Origin of the sequence: Pseudomonas sp. TAA207 (assembly GCF_001529285.1) — a bacterium.
GTDB lineage: Bacteria > Pseudomonadota > Gammaproteobacteria > Pseudomonadales > Pseudomonadaceae > Aquipseudomonas > Aquipseudomonas weihenstephanensis.
This window is the reverse complement of the sequence record NZ_LLWJ01000048.1, coordinates 1-17,123: the sequence shown is the minus strand read 5'-3', so window position 1 is coordinate 17,123 and position 17,123 is coordinate 1. Positions and strand designations below refer to the sequence as shown.

Here is a 17,123-nt window from a genome sequence, read left to right as displayed (position 1 = left end):
CTTTCGATGGATATCATTATAAATCGCTATTTTAAAGTATTCAGTGCATTCAGCGCTGCGTTGAGTGGTTTTGGGGGAGCGAGCGTCGCTTTACAACTTCCAGCGCAACTCCAAGATCTTTGAAAAGGCGCTGTAAAGCGTCGGATCGACGCAAGCCTTGTCGGCGGCTACAGAGCGTCCCGGATGGAACCCCTGTGGCCGCCACGCCGCCTTAGTTACTGATCGCCAAAATACTGGCTTGGTAGGAAGCTACGAACAGGTCGAAATCGCCTTCTTCAGTCTGCTCAATTTCAGTTTGTTCGAGCAGTGATGTGCGGGCTTTTTCTTCGAATGCCGCCTGGTCTTCCGGGCTCAGTGCTTCACTGCGGAAATACTCGGCGTGAGCCTGGCTTTGGCGCATGGAGAATTGGGCAAAGCTTTCTTTGCGCTCAATCATGCTGGCCAATACTTTGGCCGACGGGGTCAGGGACACGTCTTTGATTTTGGCCAATTGCTCGTCCAGGGCTTTGCTGTGCGCATCGCCACCATGACTTTGATCCAGCAACGCGGCCAATGGCGCGATCTGCTCCAGCAATTCGGCTGCCCATGCCTTCATGTCGACCGCTTCGCCGTCGCGCTGCAATTGCAGGCCCGGGCGGCGACCTTCTTTGACCACACTCATGAAGTTGGACGTGCAACTGCCACATTCCGGGCTGTTGAACTGCGGGCTTTCTTGCAGCGCGCAGTACAGCAAGAAGGCGTCCAGAAAGCGTGCCTCGGGCAGATCAATGCCTACCGGCAGGAACGGGTTGATGTCCAGCAATCGCACTTCAACGTATTGCACACCGCGGGCTACCAGCGCCTGAATCGGGCGCTCGCCGCTGTAGGTCACGCGTTTTGGGCGGATGTTGGAGTAGTACTCGTTTTCAATTTGCAGGATGTTGGTGTTCAGCTGCACCCACTCGCCATCCTGATGTGTGCCGATTTCGACGTACGGTGCGTAGGGCGTGGCTACAGCTTTACGCAGGCTGTCGGTGTAGCTGTTGAGATCGTTGTAGCAGGGCGTCAGGCCCGCTTGGGCATTGCTCTGGTAACCCAGGTCGCTCATGCGCAGGCTGGTGGCATAGGGCAGGTAAAGCGTGTCGGCATCCAGTTGTTCCAGCTGGTGCGCACGGCCGCGCAAGAAGCCTGCGTCCAGCGCCGGTGACGCGCCGAACAGGTACATCAGCAACCAGTTGTAACGACGAAAGTTACGAATCAGCGCGATGTAAGCGCTGGACTGGTAATCGCGGTCGGTGCCCACAAAGCCATCAGCCTCTTTGAGCACCGGCCACAACGCCTCGGGCAGCGAGAAGTTGTAGTGAATCCCGGCAATGCATTGCATGGTTTTGCCGTAACGCAGGGCCAAGCCCTTGCGATAAACGTACTTGAGCTGTCCGATGTTGGAGGTGCCGTAGTAGGCAATCGGAATATCCGCTTCGGCCGGCAATGGGCACGGCATCGAAGGGCTCCACAGGAACTCGTTGCCGAGCTTGCTGTAGGCAAAGCGGTGAATCTTGTCGAGGCTGGCCAGCGTGTCCGCCGGGTCAGGCAGGGCCGGGGTGATGAACTCCAGCAGCGACTCGGAATAGTCGGTGGTGATTTGATCGTTGGTCAGGGCCGAACCCAGTTCTTCGGGGTGCGGCGTCTGTGCCAGGCGGGCATCGCCGGTGACGCGCAAGCATTCGCGCTCGATCCCGTGCAGACACTGCTCCAGCAGAGTGAGGTTAGCGCGCTCGCTGAGCAGAGCCAGGCGGCGGTTGAGAAGTTGGCTCAAGTTGGATTCCTTCACGCGTCAGTCGCCCCAATATGGGGGTGGTCAGGACGGTCTACAAGGGTGAAGTTGAAGCCGGCGTGGTCGCCTGGCTTTAAAAAGTAGCGCTCAGCCCCGTCCGTGTTTCGGCCCCAGGCGCTCCAGGCGCATTTCGGCACCGCGTATGCAGTGCCGAAATTAACTCAAATCGACCGGTAACCGCTACAGGACAGCGAATGTGCCTAGTGCTTTTGCGACCAGCTTGTCGCCTTGCAGCACGTCAGCTTCGACGACCAGCGTGCGACGACCGGGGTGGATGACCTTGGCGATACACAGCACTTCGCCGTCGGACACCGCCCGGATGTAGTTGATTTTGCACTCCAGAGTGACGCTTTGTTGGTCACCCTGGGCGCTGGAGCAGGCCAGCCCCATGCTGATATCGACCAGGCTGAATATCACCCCGCCATGCAGCTTGCCGCCACGATTGCGCAGGTGCGGTTCCAGACTCAGTGCGACATGCGCCAGCCCTTCATCCAGTTGCACCACGCGACAGCCGATCAGTTCACTGAAAGCGCTTTGGGTTAGCCCGGTCGGGATCTGCATCAGCGTTTCTTCAACGGCTTGGCGTTGGCGAACAGCGAGGCCATCGCGTTATTGGAAGGGGCCGGGGTCACGGTTTCTTTACGCGGCGCGGTATTTGGCTGACGCCCGGAGGAACCCGGACGTGCGCCGCGTGCGCCGTCGATTTTCTCGCCGGGGGTGTCGCTCATGCGCATCGACAGGCCCACGCGTTTGCGCGGGATGTCGATTTCCATCACTTTGACCTTGACCACGTCACCGGCTTTCACCGCTTCACGCGGGTCTTTGATGAACTTCTCGGACAGCGCCGAGATGTGCACCAAACCGTCCTGATGCACGCCGATGTCGACGAAGGCACCGAAGTTGGTCACGTTGGTGACCACGCCTTCCAGCATCATGCCCAGCTGCAAGTCCTTGAGGTCTTCGACGCCTTCCTGGAACTCGGCGGTCTTGAACTCGGGACGCGGATCGCGGCCCGGTTTTTCCAGCTCTTGCAGGATGTCGGTGACCGTTGGCAAGCCAAAGGTTTCGTCAGTGAATTTTTTTGGATCAAGACGTTTGAGAAAGCCTGCGTCGCCGATCAGCGAGCGAATATCGCGTTCTGTGTCGCCGGCGATACGTTTGACCAGTGGATACGCTTCGGGGTGAACCGCCGAGCGGTCCAACGGGTTGTCACCGTTCATTACACGTAAGAAACCAGCAGCTTGCTCGAAAGTTTTTTCGCCCAGACGGCTGACTTTTTTCAGTGCTGCACGGGTTTTAAACGCGCCATTTTCATCGCGGTGATTCACGATGTTTTGCGCCAACGTGGCGTTTAAGCCGGAAATACGGGCCAGCAGGGCCACCGAAGCGGTGTTTACGTCCACGCCCACGGCGTTTACGCAGTCTTCGACCACCGCATCCAGGCCGCGCGCCAGCTTGAGCTGGGACACGTCGTGCTGGTATTGGCCTACGCCAATGGATTTAGGGTCGATTTTCACCAGTTCAGCCAGCGGGTCTTGCAGGCGACGCGCAATCGACACGGCGCCACGGATCGACACGTCCAGGTCCGGGAATTCCTTGGCGGCCAGCTCGGACGCCGAGTACACCGATGCGCCAGCCTCGGACACCATGACTTTGGTGACTTTCAGCGCCGGGTATTTTTTGATCAGGTCGATGATCAGTTTGTCGCTTTCGCGGCTGGCCGTGCCGTTACCGATGGCGATCAGTTCCACCGAATGCTTGGCGCACAGAGCCGCGAGGATCGAAATCGTCTGGTCCCACTTGTTGTGCGGCACATGCGGGTACACGGTGGCGTATTCGAGCAACTTGCCGGTGGCATCGACCACGGCAATTTTGCAACCGGTGCGCAGGCCCGGGTCCAGCCCCAGCGTGGCACGCGGGCCAGCCGGTGCGGCCAGGAGCAAATCGTGCAGGTTGTGCGCAAACACGTTGATGGCTTCGGTCTCGGCGCCGTCGCGCAGCTCACCCAGCAGGTCGGTTTCGAGGTGGGTGTAAAGCTTGACCTTCCACGTCCAGCGCACCACTTCGCTCAACCATTTGTCCGCCGGGCGGTTCTGGTTTTGCAGGCCGAAACGTTCGGCAATCATCATTTCGCCGGGGTGCATGCTGCCCGGCAGTTCTTCGCCGACTTTAAGCGAAGAGCTGAGAATGCCTTCGTTGCGACCGCGAAAAATCGCCAGCGCGCGGTGCGACGGCATGCTTTTGAGCGGTTCGTCGTGTTCGAAATAATCGCGGAACTTGGCGCCTTCCTCTTCTTTGCCGGCAATGACGCGGGCACTGAGGGTGGCTTCTTGTTTGAGAAAGCTGCGCAGTTTGTCCAGCAGGGTGGCGTCTTCTGCGAAGCGCTCCATGAGGATGTATTTGGCGCCATCGAGGGCGGCCTTGACGTCTGCCACGCCTTTTTCGGCGTCGATGAAACGGGCAGCTTCGGCCTCGGGGCTCAGGTCTGGATTATTGAACAGGCCGTCAGCCAATTCGCCAAGGCCCGCTTCCAGGGCGATTTGGCCCTTGGTGCGGCGTTTTTGCTTGTACGGCAGGTACAAGTCTTCAAGGCGGGTTTTGGTGTCGGCCAGCTTGATGTCACGGGCCAGTTCTGGCGTCAACTTGCCTTGTTCTTCGATGCTGGCGAGGATGCTGATGCGCCGTTCGTCGAGTTCACGCAGGTAGCGCAGGCGTTCTTCCAGATGACGAAGTTGGGTGTCATCCAGGCTGCCGGTCACTTCTTTACGGTAACGGGAGATGAAGGGAACGGTGGAACCTTCATCCAGAAGAGCGACGGCCGCTTCGACCTGCTGCGGGCGCACGCCAAGTTCTTCGGCGATGCGGCTGTTGATGCTGTCCATAAAACCACCTGACAAATTGTGATGCAGGCTCGCATGCCCGGGCTTGAAGGCTTGCGAGGCTGGTTGAGCGGCTCGTTAAACGCCGCTGCCTGGGCCAAAAGGGCAGCCTGTTGACCCGTGAAGTCAGCAAATTACGGCACGTATTGAAAAAATAAATTCGGCCGCAAACTTTGAAAATACGAGGTTGCCTGACACAAAAGGCGGCGCATTATAACCAGCGTTCCCGGATTCAGGGGACTGCAAGCTGCGCCCGCTATGATCTGTGTACTGGCTGTGAAGGAAAAATCTGCTAACAATGCACACGATGCGTATAACAGCAGCTAAGCCATAATGCGCGCCGAGATCACAGGAGCATCTAATGAGCAGCACTGCACAAACTGCTGAAGGCGAAAAAATTCTCATCGTTGACGACGACCCGGGCCTAAGCAGCCTGCTCGAACGTTTTTTCACCAGTAAGGGCTATCGTGCCCGCGCGGTGCCGAACGTCGAGCAAATGGATCGCCTGTTGGCCCGTGAGGTGTTCAACCTTGTGGTACTGGACTTGATGCTGCCTGGCGAAGACGGCTTGTCTGCGTGTCGACGTTTGCGCGCTGCCGGCAATCGCGTCCCGATCATCATGCTGACCGCCAAGGGCGACGAGCTGAGCCGTATCAAGGGCCTTGAACTGGGCGCTGACGATTATCTGGCCAAGCCGTTCAACCCGGATGAGCTGATGGCGCGTGTCAAAGCCGTCTTGCGGCGCCAGGCAGCCCCCGTACCGGGCGCTCCCGGCAGCGAAGACGAGAGTGTCACGTTCGGTGATTACGAGTTGTCGCTGGCCACCCGCGAACTCAAGCGTGGCGATGAAGTGCACATGCTCACCACCGGTGAGTTTGCGGTACTCAAAGCCTTGGTCATGCATGCCCGCGAACCGTTGACGCGCGACAAACTGATGAACCTGGCCCGTGGCCGTGAGTGGGATGCGCTTGAGCGTTCAATCGACGTTCAAATTTCCCGTCTGCGCCGCATGATCGAGCCTGATCCTTCCAAACCGCGCTATATCCAGACGGTCTGGGGCGTAGGTTATGTGTTCGTACCGGACGGTAACGCGACCAAGTGATGAACCATTTGTAGGAGCGGGCCACGCGGGTTATCAACACCTGAGTGGCTCGCAATCCCCTTTGTGCGAGTATCTGAACTCGCTCCTGCAAACTGCAAAAGCAGCAATCTATGAAAACCCCTCTCTGGTTTCCCCAAAGTTTTTTCTCTCGCACCCTCTGGTTGGTATTGATCGTTGTCTTGTTTTCCAAGGCTCTGACGCTGGTCTACCTGCTGATGAACGAAGACGTGTTGGTTGATCGTCAGTACAGTCACGGTGTTGCACTCACCTTACGTGCCTATTGGGCGGCAGATGAAGAAGATCGCGACAAAATTGCCGACGCGGCCGGGTTGATCCGTGTAGTGGGCGGCGGTGTCCCCGAGGGTGAACAACATTGGCCCTACAGTGGTGTTTATCAGCGTCAGATGCAGGCAGAGCTGGGAGCTGATACCGAGGTTCGCTTGCGTGTGCATTCTCCTCCGGCGCTGTGGGTACGAGCGCCGAGCCTGGGCGATGGCTGGCTGAAAGTCCCTTTGTATCCGCACCCGCTACGCGGGCAAAAAATATGGAGTGTGCTGGGCTGGTTTTTGGCCATTGGGTTGTTGTCCACAGCGTCGGCATGGATCTTCGTCAGTCAGCTCAACCAACCGCTCAAACGACTGGTTTACGCAGCTCGCCAGTTAGGTCAGGGGCGCAGTGTGCGCTTGCCGATCAGTGACACACCCAGCGAAATGACCGAGGTGTACAGCGCCTTCAACCAAATGGCTGAAGACGTGGAGCAGGCAGGCCGCGAGCGTGAGCTGATGCTGGCAGGCGTGTCCCACGACCTGCGTACGCCGCTGACGCGTTTGCGTTTGTCGCTGGAGCTGATGGGCAACCACAGCGACCTGACGGACGACATGGTGCGAGACATTGAAGACATGGACGCGATACTTGATCAGTTCCTGGCTTTTATCCGCGATGGCCGTGACGAGCTGGTCGAAGAGGTGGACCTGTGTGAGCTGGTGCGCGAAGTGGTGGCGCCCTACAACCAGAACGAGGAGCGTGTGCGTCTTTGTTTGCAGCCGATTCAGCCGTTTCCGCTGCGTCGGGTATCAATGAAGCGTCTGCTCAACAACCTCATTGGCAACGCCCTGCACCATGCGGGTGAAGACGTTGAAGTGGCCGCCTATGTGTCGGGTGACGTCAGCGCGCCGTATGTGGTGCTGAGCGTGATGGACCGGGGTGCCGGTATTGATCCTTCGGAGCTTGAAGACATCTTCAATCCGTTTATCCGCGGGGATCGGGCACGGGGCGGTAAAGGGACGGGGCTGGGCTTGGCAATCGTCAAGCGAATTGCCTCCATGCACGGTGGCAATGTTGAGTTGCGCAACCGCTCGGGCGGCGGCCTTGAAGCCAGGGTTCGCCTGCCGTTGGGCCTGATGCTGCCGCGCGGAGCGGTGTAAGGATTGCGCCGGGCGGCTGCAAGGTAGGCGCTGGCGAGGCGCGAGGCTGCGATCGGTCGCAAATCGGATCACGGCGATGTTTGTGAAACACCGTGATCGTAGGGTTTACGACGGCTCTGGCGCCGATCACAGCCTCGCATTACTCGTCAGTGCCTACGGGCTTGTTTAGCCTTTGCCTTTGGTGCGCGTCATGTTCGGGCCGCTGTTCTTCTCCAGATGCTCGATGATGATTCCGGCCACGTTCTTACCCGTGGTCGTTTCGATGCCCTCAAGGCCCGGTGAGGAGTTGACCTCCAGCACCAACGGGCCGTGGTTGGAACGCAAAATATCCACCCCCGCCACACTCAACCCCATGACCTTGGCCGCACGAATGGCGGTCATGCGTTCTTCCGGGGTGATTTTGATCAGGCTGGCGCTGCCACCCCGATGCAGGTTGGAGCGAAACTCCCCCGGCTTGGCCTGACGCTTCATCGCGGCAATCACCTTGTCGCCTACCACGAAGCAGCGAATATCGGCGCCTCCGGCTTCCTTGATGTACTCCTGCACCATGATGTTTTGCTTGAGGCCCATGAAGGCCTCGATCACGGATTCTGCGGCCGTGGCGGTTTCACACAGCACCACCCCAATGCCTTGCGTGCCTTCCAGCACTTTGATCACCAGTGGCGCGCCATTGACCATTTCAATCAAGTCGGGAATGTCATCCGGGGAGTGCGCGAACCCGGTCACCGGCAAGCCCAGGCCACGACGGGACAATAATTGCAGGGAGCGCAGCTTGTCCCGCGAACGGGCGATGGCGACGGATTCGTTAAGCGGGAACACCCCCATCATTTCGAACTGGCGCAGCACCGCGCAGCCGTAAAACGTCACCGAAGCGCCAATACGCGGGATAACTGCGTCGAAACCTTCCAGCGGCTTGCCGCGATAGTGGATCTGCGGCTTATGACTGGCGATGTTCATATAGGCGCGCAGGGTATCGATCACTACCATTTCATGGCCTCGTTCAGTCCCGGCTTCAACCAGACGACGAGTGGAATACAGACGCGGGTTACGCGACAGCACAGCGATCTTCATGCAACACCTGTGGCAAAGGTAGTAGTGACCGGAAATACCGGCTTGTCTTGAACGTATTTGAGCCCCGGATTGACGACCAGTTGGCCGTCGATCAGCGCTTTGGAACCCAACAAAAGGCGATAACGCATGGACTTGCGGCAGGCCAGGGTGAATTCAACCTGCCAGACCCGATCGCCCAGCGCGAGGCTGGTGCGGATCACATACCGTACTTGGGTATGGCCATTGGAGCTTTTAATGGTTTTTATCGCCACCAACGGGGCTTCGCAACGGCGGTGACGCAGTTGCACCAGCGTGCCCAGATGGGCATTGAACCGTACCCACTCGACACCGTCGCGCTCAAACGGCTCGATTTCAGTGGCGTGCAGGCTGGAGGTACTGGCACCGGTGTCGATTTTGGCGCGCAAGCCTGCGACGCCCAAATCTGGGAGCGCCACCCACTCGCGAAGACCAACAACGGTCAGATGATCAAATGTCTTCAATATGAATAACCAGCGATTAACGTGACCAGGCCGCAGCAGGAGCTGGGGCCAATGCTTTCTATGCAGGGCTGGCGAACCCAAGAGCCTGCATCAGAAACTTTCTACACTCGCCCAGAAAATCCCTTTTACCGACGCGTTTGATACTTTCGACAAGCACTCTAACGATCAATTTAGAACCCGCCATGACAAGCCCGCGAACATGTGCTGGTCGCGTGCATCATCACGGGTCGTTTAGACGCCGAATGTGCGGTATTCACGCAGAAACTGCTTCAAATGGCGACTGTTATCTCGCGTTCAAGTGTTTCATCGCTCGGCATGGCGTGTGCGATGCCAGGTTCATCTATTTACCTGAAACGGTAGTACAGTTCTGACTCTGTCTATGTAGAGGAATTCCAATGGCGCACAAGCAAGAGGACGACGACAAGATCCGTCTGGATAAATGGCTATGGGCGGCGCGTTTTTACAAGACTCGTGCGTTGGCCAAGGCGGCGATTGAAAGCGGCAAGGTGCATTGCCGGGGTGAGCGCTGCAAGCCGAGCAAAGAGCCGCGAGTTGGCGATGAGCTGCAAATCCGTGTCGGCCTTGAAGAGCGTACCGTGCACGTCAAGGCGCTGTCTGTGGTGCGCCGTGGTGCCCCCGAAGCGCAACTGCTGTATGCCGAAACGGAGCAGAGTATCGCCAAACGCGAACAGGCAGCCGCGTTGCGCAAGGCGGGTGCGATGGGTATCAGCACCGAAGGTAAACCGACCAAAAAACAACGGCGCCAACTGCATCAATTTCATGATGCCAGTGGCGCCGAGTAAATCCGCCTGACGGTGACGGATTCAGGCAACTGAAGCGGGTTGCCTAGCCGCGGATCACGCTCATGCGCGACACCAGCGGCAGGCGTTGCAACAGCGAGAAAATCGGTGCTGTAACGCGCATCAGTGCGTCAGAAACCTTGGCTGCAAACGGGGTGTAATAGCCCCAGCCCAAGGCGAGGAAAGCCAGCAGCAGCCCGCCGATGTAGTCGTCCTGGCCCCAATGGGCGCCCGCCACCAGGCGCGGCATCATAAACAGCAGCGTCAGGCCCCAAATCACGACCTTCTGACCTGGGGTGCGGCTGAACACAGTCATGAACATGCCCCAGATCAGCAGCACAGAGGCATGGTCGCCGGGAAAGCTCTGGCTGGAGCGGTCTTTGAGTTCCCAGGTCTTTTCCAGGCCCGGGAAGTAATCGCTCAAGTGAATAGCGTCTTCAAACACCATCGAGGGGCTGTTGTGCTGCCAGCCCATAGCGGCTGTGAGCTTGGAAAATACCGCGCGAATCACCACCAACAGCAACAGAATCGCCAAAAAGCCAAAGAAGGCGCGACGCACCTGGGTGGCTTCAAACACCCAGTTGCCCTTGATCAGCAGCGACAACATGATGATGCCGACCACTGCGTCAAAGGGTCGCAGACTTGCAACAGCCCACATGTGGAGCCATATAGGGTTATCAGCCAATGGGCGATTGAGCAGATGGAACAACCAGTCGTCGAAAGTCAGGCACAGAATTTGGCCGAATGGCCATAACCAGAAACACAGAAGTCCCAGAGCGAGTAAATTACATCCCGCTAGGGCTCCGAGGTTCCACCTTGTTTGGAACAGAGTGGGATTGTTCATGACGTGCCCCCTTGGCTGGTTTTTGCACCATACCGGTGCTAAAAACGCGCCTTTATAAAGACTCGAACACATTTTGTCACCAATTTAGAACCCTATTCCTATGTCAGATCTACCTAAAACCGACTTCACTCAGCGCTTCATCTTCGACAACTCCGACACCCGTGGCGAGTTGGCTTCGCTGGATCACAGCTACGCCGAGGTACTGGCCAAGCACACGTATCCGCAGCCGGTTCAACAGTTGCTGGGTGAGTTGATGGCCGCCGCTGCGTTGTTAGTGGGCAGCTTGAAATTTGATGGGTTAATGAGTCTTCAGGCGCGCTCCGAAGGCCCGGTTCCCTTGCTGATGATCGAAATCACCAGCGAGCGTGAAATTCGCGGTCTGGCCCGTTTTGAAGCCGACCAGATCAAGGCGGATGCCACCTTGGCCGACCTGATGCCCAACGGTGTGTTGGCCCTGACCATCGATCCTGCGGTTGGCAAACGCTATCAAGGCATCGTCGATCTTGACGGTGCAGACTTGTCAGCCTGTTTCACCCACTATTTTGTGATGTCGCATCAGGTGCCAACGCGTTTTTGGCTGGCGGCTGACGGTAAACGCGCGCGCGGCATGCTCTTGCAGCAACTGCCTGCCGAGGTGATCAACGATGAAGAGGCGCGCGCCGAAAGCTGGCAGCGCCTGAATATTCTGGGCGACACCCTGAAAGTCGGAGAGCTGTTGGGGTGGAACAACAAAAAGATCCTGACGAGTTTGTTTCACGAGGAAGACTTGCGCGTATTCGCTGACGAGCGCATTGAATTCCAGTGCAGCTGCTCGCGCGAGCGTTCGGGCAATGCGCTGACCAGTTTGGGCCATGACGACGCGCTCAATCTGGTCAAGGAATACGGCGGCCATGTCGAAATCGACTGCCAGTTTTGCAATGAGCGCTATCTGTTTGACGCGGCCGATGTTGATCAATTGTTCGCCGGTGCAGGGGTTGAGTCGCCTTCCGGCACTCAGCACTAAAACGTTTCAGCGCAGGTAAAACCCCTGTCAAAGCCCCGTACAACGCGGTTCTGACAGGTGGACCCTACTTTTTTTGGGCGTTTCTGGCATAATCCGGCCCACTTTTTTCGCGGTAGTAGTGCAAAAATTTCTACTACAAAACGTTTGGCGCAATCGGCCAATGGCCGACGGGGAACCTCATGACGCAAGCTAATAACGCCGTGTACACCGATCTGAGCATCGACGATCTGGTCAAAGAAGCCCTGAACCGTGGTGAAGGTGAGCTTGCCGACAATGGCGCACTGGTTGTTAAAACGGGCCATCGCACAGGCCGTTCGCCAGCTGACCGCTTTATCGTTGAAGAGCCGAGCACTCAGGACGCCATTGCCTGGGGCCCGATCAACCGCAAGTTCCCGGCTGACAAGTTCGATGCCCTGTGGGACCGCGTTTCTGCCTATCTGGGCGAGCGTGAGCGTTTCGTGTCCCACGTTCATGTAGGCTCTGATCCGGCGCACTACCTGCCCGTCAAAATGACCACCGAAACCGCGTGGCACAACTTGTTTGGCCGTTGCCTGTTCATCAACCCCGAGCAGTACAACCCGGCCGGCAAAGACGAGTGGCAAGTGATCAACGCACCGAACTTCGTGTGCGAGCCTGAGCGTGATGGCACCCACTCCGACGGTTGCGTGATCATCAACTTTGCAGCCAAAAAAGTCCTGATCGCGGGCATGCGTTATGCCGGCGAAATGAAAAAAGCCCTGTTCTCGGTTCAGAACTTCCTGCTGCCAGCGGTTGACGTTCTGCCGATGCACTGTGCGGCCAACATGGGCGAAGAGGGCGACGTGACCCTGTTCTTCGGCCTGTCGGGCACCGGTAAAACCACCCTGTCGGCGGATGAAAGCCGTTACCTGATCGGTGACGACGAACACGGCTGGGGCGTAGGCGTCGTGTTCAACATCGAAGGCGGTTGCTATGCCAAGTGCATCGACCTGTCCGAGAAAAACGAGCCGGTTATCTGGAAAGCCATCCAGCACGGCGCCGTGCTGGAAAACGTCGTACTCGACGCCAACAAAAAACCTGATTACGCCGATGACAGCCTGACGCAGAACAGCCGCGCCGCTTACCCGCGTGAGCTGATCGAAAAACGCGCCCCGCTGAACCTGGGTGGCGAGCCAAACGCTGTGATCTTCCTGACTTGCGACCTGACCGGCGTACTGCCACCGGTGTCGATCCTCAGCGAAGAACAAGCGGCTTACCACTTCCTGTCTGGCTACACCGCACTGGTGGGTTCGACTGAAATGGGTTCGGGCAGCGGCATCAAGTCGACCTTCTCCACCTGCTTCGGCGCGCCATTCTTCCCGCGTCCGGCGGGCGAATACGCAGAGCTGCTGATCAAGCGCATCCGTGGTTTCGGCTCCAAGGTTTACCTGGTTAACACCGGCTGGACCGGCGGTGGCTACGGCGTTGGCAAGCGTTTCAACATCCCGACCACCCGTGCTGTGATCGCTGCCATCCAGAGCGGTGCGCTGATCGGCGCAGAAACCGAGCACCTGGACATCATCAACCTGGACGTGCCAAAAACCGTACCGGGCGTGGACACTGTTCTGCTCAACCCGCGCAACACTTGGGCTGACCCGGCTGCCTACGATGAAGCCGCCAAAGCATTGGCTGGCCTGTTCACCGAGAACTTCAAGAAGTTCGACGTGAGCGACGCGATCAAAGCGGCTGGCCCGAAGGCATAAGCCTTCGATCAGTGAGCTGATCCATGAAAAAGCCGCCTGAAAGGGCGGCTTTTTTGTACCTGAAGATTGATGCAGCTCTTGCGCGGGTATTCAGGCTTCCAGTGTTTGTGTATCCCAATACCCGGCCCTGATCGCCTCGTACAGCATGCCAATCGTCAATGGCACTTTGCGTTCCCGGCCTTTGGCATTGCGCTTGAGGTGCGGGTCGTTGCCGGCCGGTTGAAAATAGCGATAGGCATCGTAGTCGGCCAGTTCCAGGCCGAAGTGCTGCTCCAGGGTTTCCATCAAGTGCTGGGCATCGCTGCCGTTGCACGCCAGGTCGATGTTGATCGAGGTCTTCAGGCTGACGGTCTTGTGTTCTGGCAGGCCGATTTCTTCGTGCAGCACCTGCATCAATTCGCGCAGGGTGTGAGAGTCCGGGAGGTCAGAGGCGAGTTTCATGGGCACGAGTCCTTAACAGAATGCGCCCAGTACAGCGCAGTCGCGTAGCCGCTGTCGAGGCACGAGGCTGCTATCGGGCGCGAAGCGGCCGTAAACCGGAGCACCGGGAGAGGGCCGCAGCCTCGCGCAGCTACACCGCTCTCAATGCCCGAAGAATGGCAGCCGACCCTGTATCATCCCCACTCAATTTACCCGCGACCTTTTCTCGATCTGCGCGCTAGCCTTTTGCGCTGTGCAACGGTCAATGGAGTGACAGTCATGTACAACACCCTGGAACAGGTATTCGGTTATCCACAGTTCAGAGCGGGCCAGGAAGCGGCGATCAGCGCTGTGCTGGCCGGGCGTTCGGCGGCGGCGATTTTCCCCACCGGCTCAGGCAAGTCGTTGTGCTATCAACTGCCTGCTTTATTGCTGCCCCACCTGACGCTGGTGGTGTCGCCATTGCTGGCGCTGATGCAGGATCAACTGGCGTTTTTGCAGCGCCACGGCATTGCCGCCGCCAGTATTGATTCGGCGCAGAGCCGCGACGAGGCCAATTCGGTCATGGCCCGTGCCAAGGCGGGGGAGTTGAAGATTCTGATGATTTCGGTCGAGCGCCTGAAAAACGAGCGCTTCCGACATTTTTTGCAGCAAGTACCCCTGTCTCTGCTGGTGGTGGATGAAGCGCATTGTATTTCCGAATGGGGCCATAACTTCCGTCCGGACTATTTGAAGCTGCCGGACTACCAGCGCCAGTTCAACATCCCTCAAGCCTTACTGCTAACGGCTACGGCGACGCCGAATGTGATCGCTGACATGCAGGCCAAATTCGCCATTGCCGAGGCGGATGTCATCACCACCGGTTTTTACCGCGCCAACCTTAATCTGTGGGTTGAACCCGTGACCGGTGCCGCCAAGCGCCAGCGTCTGGTGCAGTGGATGGGCGAGCGCAGCGGCCAGCCGAGCATTGTTTACGTCACGCTGCAAAAGACCGCCGAACAGATCGCGCAACACCTCAACCAGCACGGCATCAGTGCCAATGCCTACCACGCAGGTTTGCCCCACGATCAACGCGAAAGCATTCAGCGCCAGTTCATGGGCGGGCAACTGAACTGCATCGTCGCCACCATCGCCTTTGGCATGGGGATCGATAAGAGCGACATTCGCAACGTGGTGCATTTTGACTTGCCCAAGTCGGTCGAAAACTACAGTCAGGAGATCGGTCGGGCCGGGCGTGACGGCCAGCCTTCGGACTGCCTGGTGCTGGCCAATCGCGACAGCCTGAACGTGCTGGAGAACTTTGTGTACGGCGACACGCCGGAGCTGCAAGGCATTCGCTGTGTATTGGAAGAATTGAAGGCGGCCATCGCCCAAGGGGAGTGGGAATTCATGCTCTTGCCTTTGGCCGATCAGAGCAATATTCGTCAGCTACCGCTCAAAACCTTGTTGGTGCAACTGGAACTGCGTGGCCTGATTGCGCCGCGTTACGCCTATTTTGCCGAGTACCGTTTCAAATACCTGATCGAGCCAGACGCGCTGTTGGCCAGGTTTGAGGGCGAACGCCGGGATTTCGTGAGCGCCATTATCCAGACGTCCAGCCGTGCCCGTACGTGGGCGACGGTCAATTTCGACGCGCTTTATGCACAGCATCAGGCAGAGCGTAATCGGGTGGTCAAGGCCCTGGATTATTTCCAGGAGAAAGGCTGGATCGAGCTTGAAAGCAAGCAGATGACAGAGGTCTACAGCCTGCTGGTGAGCGACGTTGACGTGGACGCCTTGAGCGTTGAGTTGCATCGCTACTTCACGGCCCATGAGCAGGGCGAGATCGAGCGCATTCACGCGATGCTGGCCTTGTTTGCCAGCGATACCTGCCTGAGCTATCGCCTGGCGCATTACTTTGGCGACGCGCAGGCACCGCAACAGTGCGGGCATTGTTCGGTGTGCGCAGGCCACGTGGCGCAACTGCCTGAGCCTCCCGCGCTGGCGCCGCTTGTGGATAAAAACTTCGAAGCCCTGTGCGGCGCGTTTATCCACAGGCACCAGGAGTACGCGGGAAGTTATCCCCCGGCTGAACGGGTGACCCGATTCTTGTGCGGCATCAGTGTGCCGATGTTCACCAAGATGAAAGCCCGGGCGATTCCTGGTTTTGCCGTGTTGGAAAACTACCCCTACGCAGCGGTGCGTGACTGGGCGGCGGTGCATTTGCAGGCCATGTAAACCCAACGATCACGCACAAAAAGCCAGCCCCCTTGCTTGGGGGCTGGCGTTAGCGCGTTACATCAAACGATGTCTTTGTAGGTTACCGGGTTGTAGGCCAGGCTCTGTGACAGACCGGCTGGCGGCACATACGGAGCGCCTTTGATGGCGCTAAAGGCGATGCCTTTACTGCCCAGCGAGGCGTAACGTTCGTTTTTCTCCGACTCGGTGATCTTGGTGTAGGAGTACTTGTGCATCGCTGCGTATTTCGCGTCGTCGCTCACGATGGCTTTGTGCTGGGTTTCCAGATCTGCCGCTGACAGGCTCAAGCGCTTGTCCAGAGTCACGCCCCAACGGGTCAGGCACATTTCAGCGAAGTGACGCACCACCACACCCGGCGCAGCCAGCACTTTCGCACCTTTATCGCCATCAGCCGCTGCGTTGCCCACCAAAGTGGCGTGACGCCCGGCCATTGGGTAAATGTGTACGCGAGTGTTGGAGGCAGTTTCTGGAACGACGCAAGAAAACCCTTTAGAGCGTTCATCACGAGCAAAAAAGCCTACGTACTCCTGAACGTTTTTACCCAGTTCAACCCGTGCATTCTGGAAGTTCATCGGGCCTGGCACCGGGTCCACAGCGAAGATATTGACCGGGATGTTTTTCAGCTCATTGTCATTGAGCATGGCGTTGGCCAGCATATGGCAGCTCACCGCGCCACGGCTCCAGCCCACCAGGTTGACCTGGGTCGGAATCACGCCGTCCTTGCGGAAGGTTTTGATCAGCTGCTCTTGCAACTGTTGCTGGGTCACGGCGCGGTTGCCGTAATCGTATTTGCGCCACATCCACGAACCGGTCACGGTCACATCTTCGATGGGAATGCCGGCCGCTTTGAGGCGGTTGTATTCGGCTTCGGTGAGTTTCTCGCGTTGCCATTCACACTTGCCTTTGAGAATGCTCAACGCGTGCTTGACGTTCTCTTCCCAGCCTTTGCCGAACAGGCTGCCGGTCATGCCGTATTCCTTGTTCTGCACGAACATCTCATCGGCTTGCAAGTTGCCGCTGCCTGGGCCGTCGACGACGATCCATTCGGCAAATTCACGGCCTGTGCTGTGGGCGGCCAGTGTCGAAATCAGCTCGCCATTCCAATAGTTTTCATGGGTGGCGTCGAACTTGGTGGAGCCGGTGCCGCAGAAGTAAACAGTTACTGTAGTCACGATAAATCCTTGCGTTCATTGGAGAGAACACAAGGTAACTGTCGGCAAAATCGCGTATCAGCAGGAGAAGTTACCGCTACGGGAAGCGATTCCAATGAGGCCTGTAGTCGCTGACGAGTAACACGAGGCTGCGATCGGGCGCGAAGCGGCCGTAAAG

At 57.9% G+C, this 17,123-nt stretch carries 14 protein-coding genes; 6 read left to right on the top strand and 8 right to left on the bottom strand.

The window, feature by feature from the left end; translation table 11 throughout:
• Window positions 1-211: 211 nt before the first annotated feature.
• The 3 genes from gshA to AP059_RS02265 form a co-directional block, all read right to left on the bottom strand.
• The gene (gene gshA, locus AP059_RS02275; RefSeq protein WP_059761722.1) at window positions 212-1,795 is read right to left on the bottom strand and encodes a glutamate--cysteine ligase; all 1,584 of its coding nucleotides are present in this window, start codon (window positions 1,793-1,795) and stop codon (window positions 212-214) included.
• A 198-nt stretch (window positions 1,796-1,993) separates the two neighbouring features.
• Window positions 1,994-2,374, bottom strand: a complete 381-nt coding sequence (locus tag AP059_RS02270; protein ID WP_059761721.1) for a PaaI family thioesterase — start codon at window positions 2,372-2,374, stop codon at window positions 1,994-1,996.
• Window positions 2,374-4,695 (bottom strand): Tex family protein, encoded by a 2,322-nt coding sequence (locus AP059_RS02265; RefSeq protein WP_059761720.1) that lies wholly within the window; start codon window positions 4,693-4,695, stop codon window positions 2,374-2,376. Before AP059_RS02265 ends, AP059_RS02270 begins: the two co-directional genes overlap by 1 nt.
• 358 nt (window positions 4,696-5,053) lie before the next feature.
• Here AP059_RS02265 and ompR point away from each other — a divergent pair, with 358 nt between their 5' ends.
• Together ompR and AP059_RS02255 are read left to right on the top strand one after the other, a co-directional pair.
• Window positions 5,054-5,794, top strand: a complete 741-nt coding sequence (gene ompR, locus AP059_RS02260; protein WP_048400671.1) for an osmolarity response regulator transcription factor OmpR — start codon at window positions 5,054-5,056, stop codon at window positions 5,792-5,794.
• Window positions 5,795-5,904: 110 nt separating this feature from the next.
• Window positions 5,905-7,218, top strand: coding sequence for an ATP-binding protein (locus tag AP059_RS02255; protein WP_059761719.1), 1,314 nt, complete (start codon window positions 5,905-5,907; stop codon window positions 7,216-7,218).
• Window positions 7,219-7,383: 165 nt separating this feature from the next.
• On the opposite strand, the gene rimK is transcribed toward AP059_RS02255, so the two are convergent.
• Both rimK and rimB read right to left on the bottom strand, forming a co-directional pair.
• Window positions 7,384-8,289 (bottom strand): 30S ribosomal protein S6--L-glutamate ligase, encoded by a 906-nt coding sequence (rimK, locus tag AP059_RS02250; RefSeq protein ID WP_048364596.1) that lies wholly within the window; start codon window positions 8,287-8,289, stop codon window positions 7,384-7,386.
• Entirely contained in the window at window positions 8,286-8,768 is a 483-nt protein-coding gene (gene rimB, locus AP059_RS02245; protein WP_059761718.1) for a retropepsin-like aspartic endopeptidase RimB, read from the bottom strand. Before rimB ends, rimK begins: the two co-directional genes overlap by 4 nt.
• A gap of 395 nt (window positions 8,769-9,163) precedes the next feature.
• On the opposite strand from rimB, the gene AP059_RS02240 reads away from it, so the two are divergent.
• Window positions 9,164-9,571: an RNA-binding S4 domain-containing protein gene (locus AP059_RS02240; protein ID WP_059761717.1), complete on the top strand. Its 408-nt coding sequence runs from the start codon at window positions 9,164-9,166 to the stop codon at window positions 9,569-9,571.
• Between the two features lie 43 nt (window positions 9,572-9,614).
• Here the strand turns inward: AP059_RS02240 and AP059_RS02235 are convergent, their stop codons facing one another.
• Window positions 9,615-10,412, bottom strand: a complete 798-nt coding sequence (locus AP059_RS02235; protein ID WP_059761716.1) for a phosphatase PAP2 family protein — start codon at window positions 10,410-10,412, stop codon at window positions 9,615-9,617.
• 100 nt (window positions 10,413-10,512) lie between these two features.
• Here AP059_RS02235 and hslO point away from each other — a divergent pair, with 100 nt between their 5' ends.
• A complete protein-coding gene (hslO, locus tag AP059_RS02230; protein WP_059761715.1) occupies window positions 10,513-11,415 on the top strand; it encodes an Hsp33 family molecular chaperone HslO in 903 nt (300 codons plus the stop codon).
• A gap of 179 nt (window positions 11,416-11,594) precedes the next feature.
• Complete coding sequence (locus AP059_RS02225) at window positions 11,595-13,136, top strand: phosphoenolpyruvate carboxykinase (protein ID WP_059761714.1); 1,542 nt, start codon at window positions 11,595-11,597, stop codon at window positions 13,134-13,136.
• Between the two features lie 90 nt (window positions 13,137-13,226).
• Here AP059_RS02225 and AP059_RS02220 read toward each other — a convergent pair whose 3' ends face one another.
• Window positions 13,227-13,577, bottom strand: coding sequence for a DUF1493 family protein (locus tag AP059_RS02220; protein ID WP_059761713.1), 351 nt, complete (start codon window positions 13,575-13,577; stop codon window positions 13,227-13,229).
• A 258-nt stretch (window positions 13,578-13,835) separates the two neighbouring features.
• Here AP059_RS02220 and AP059_RS02215 point away from each other — a divergent pair, with 258 nt between their 5' ends.
• Complete coding sequence (locus tag AP059_RS02215; protein WP_059761712.1) at window positions 13,836-15,773, top strand: RecQ family ATP-dependent DNA helicase; 1,938 nt, start codon at window positions 13,836-13,838, stop codon at window positions 15,771-15,773.
• 62 nt (window positions 15,774-15,835) lie between these two features.
• Here the strand turns inward: AP059_RS02215 and AP059_RS02210 are convergent, their stop codons facing one another.
• Window positions 15,836-16,966 carry a hypothetical protein gene (locus AP059_RS02210; RefSeq protein WP_059761711.1) on the bottom strand — a complete coding sequence of 377 codons (1,131 nt, stop codon included), beginning with the start codon at window positions 16,964-16,966 and terminating at the stop codon, window positions 15,836-15,838.
• Window positions 16,967-17,123 lie beyond the last annotated feature (157 nt).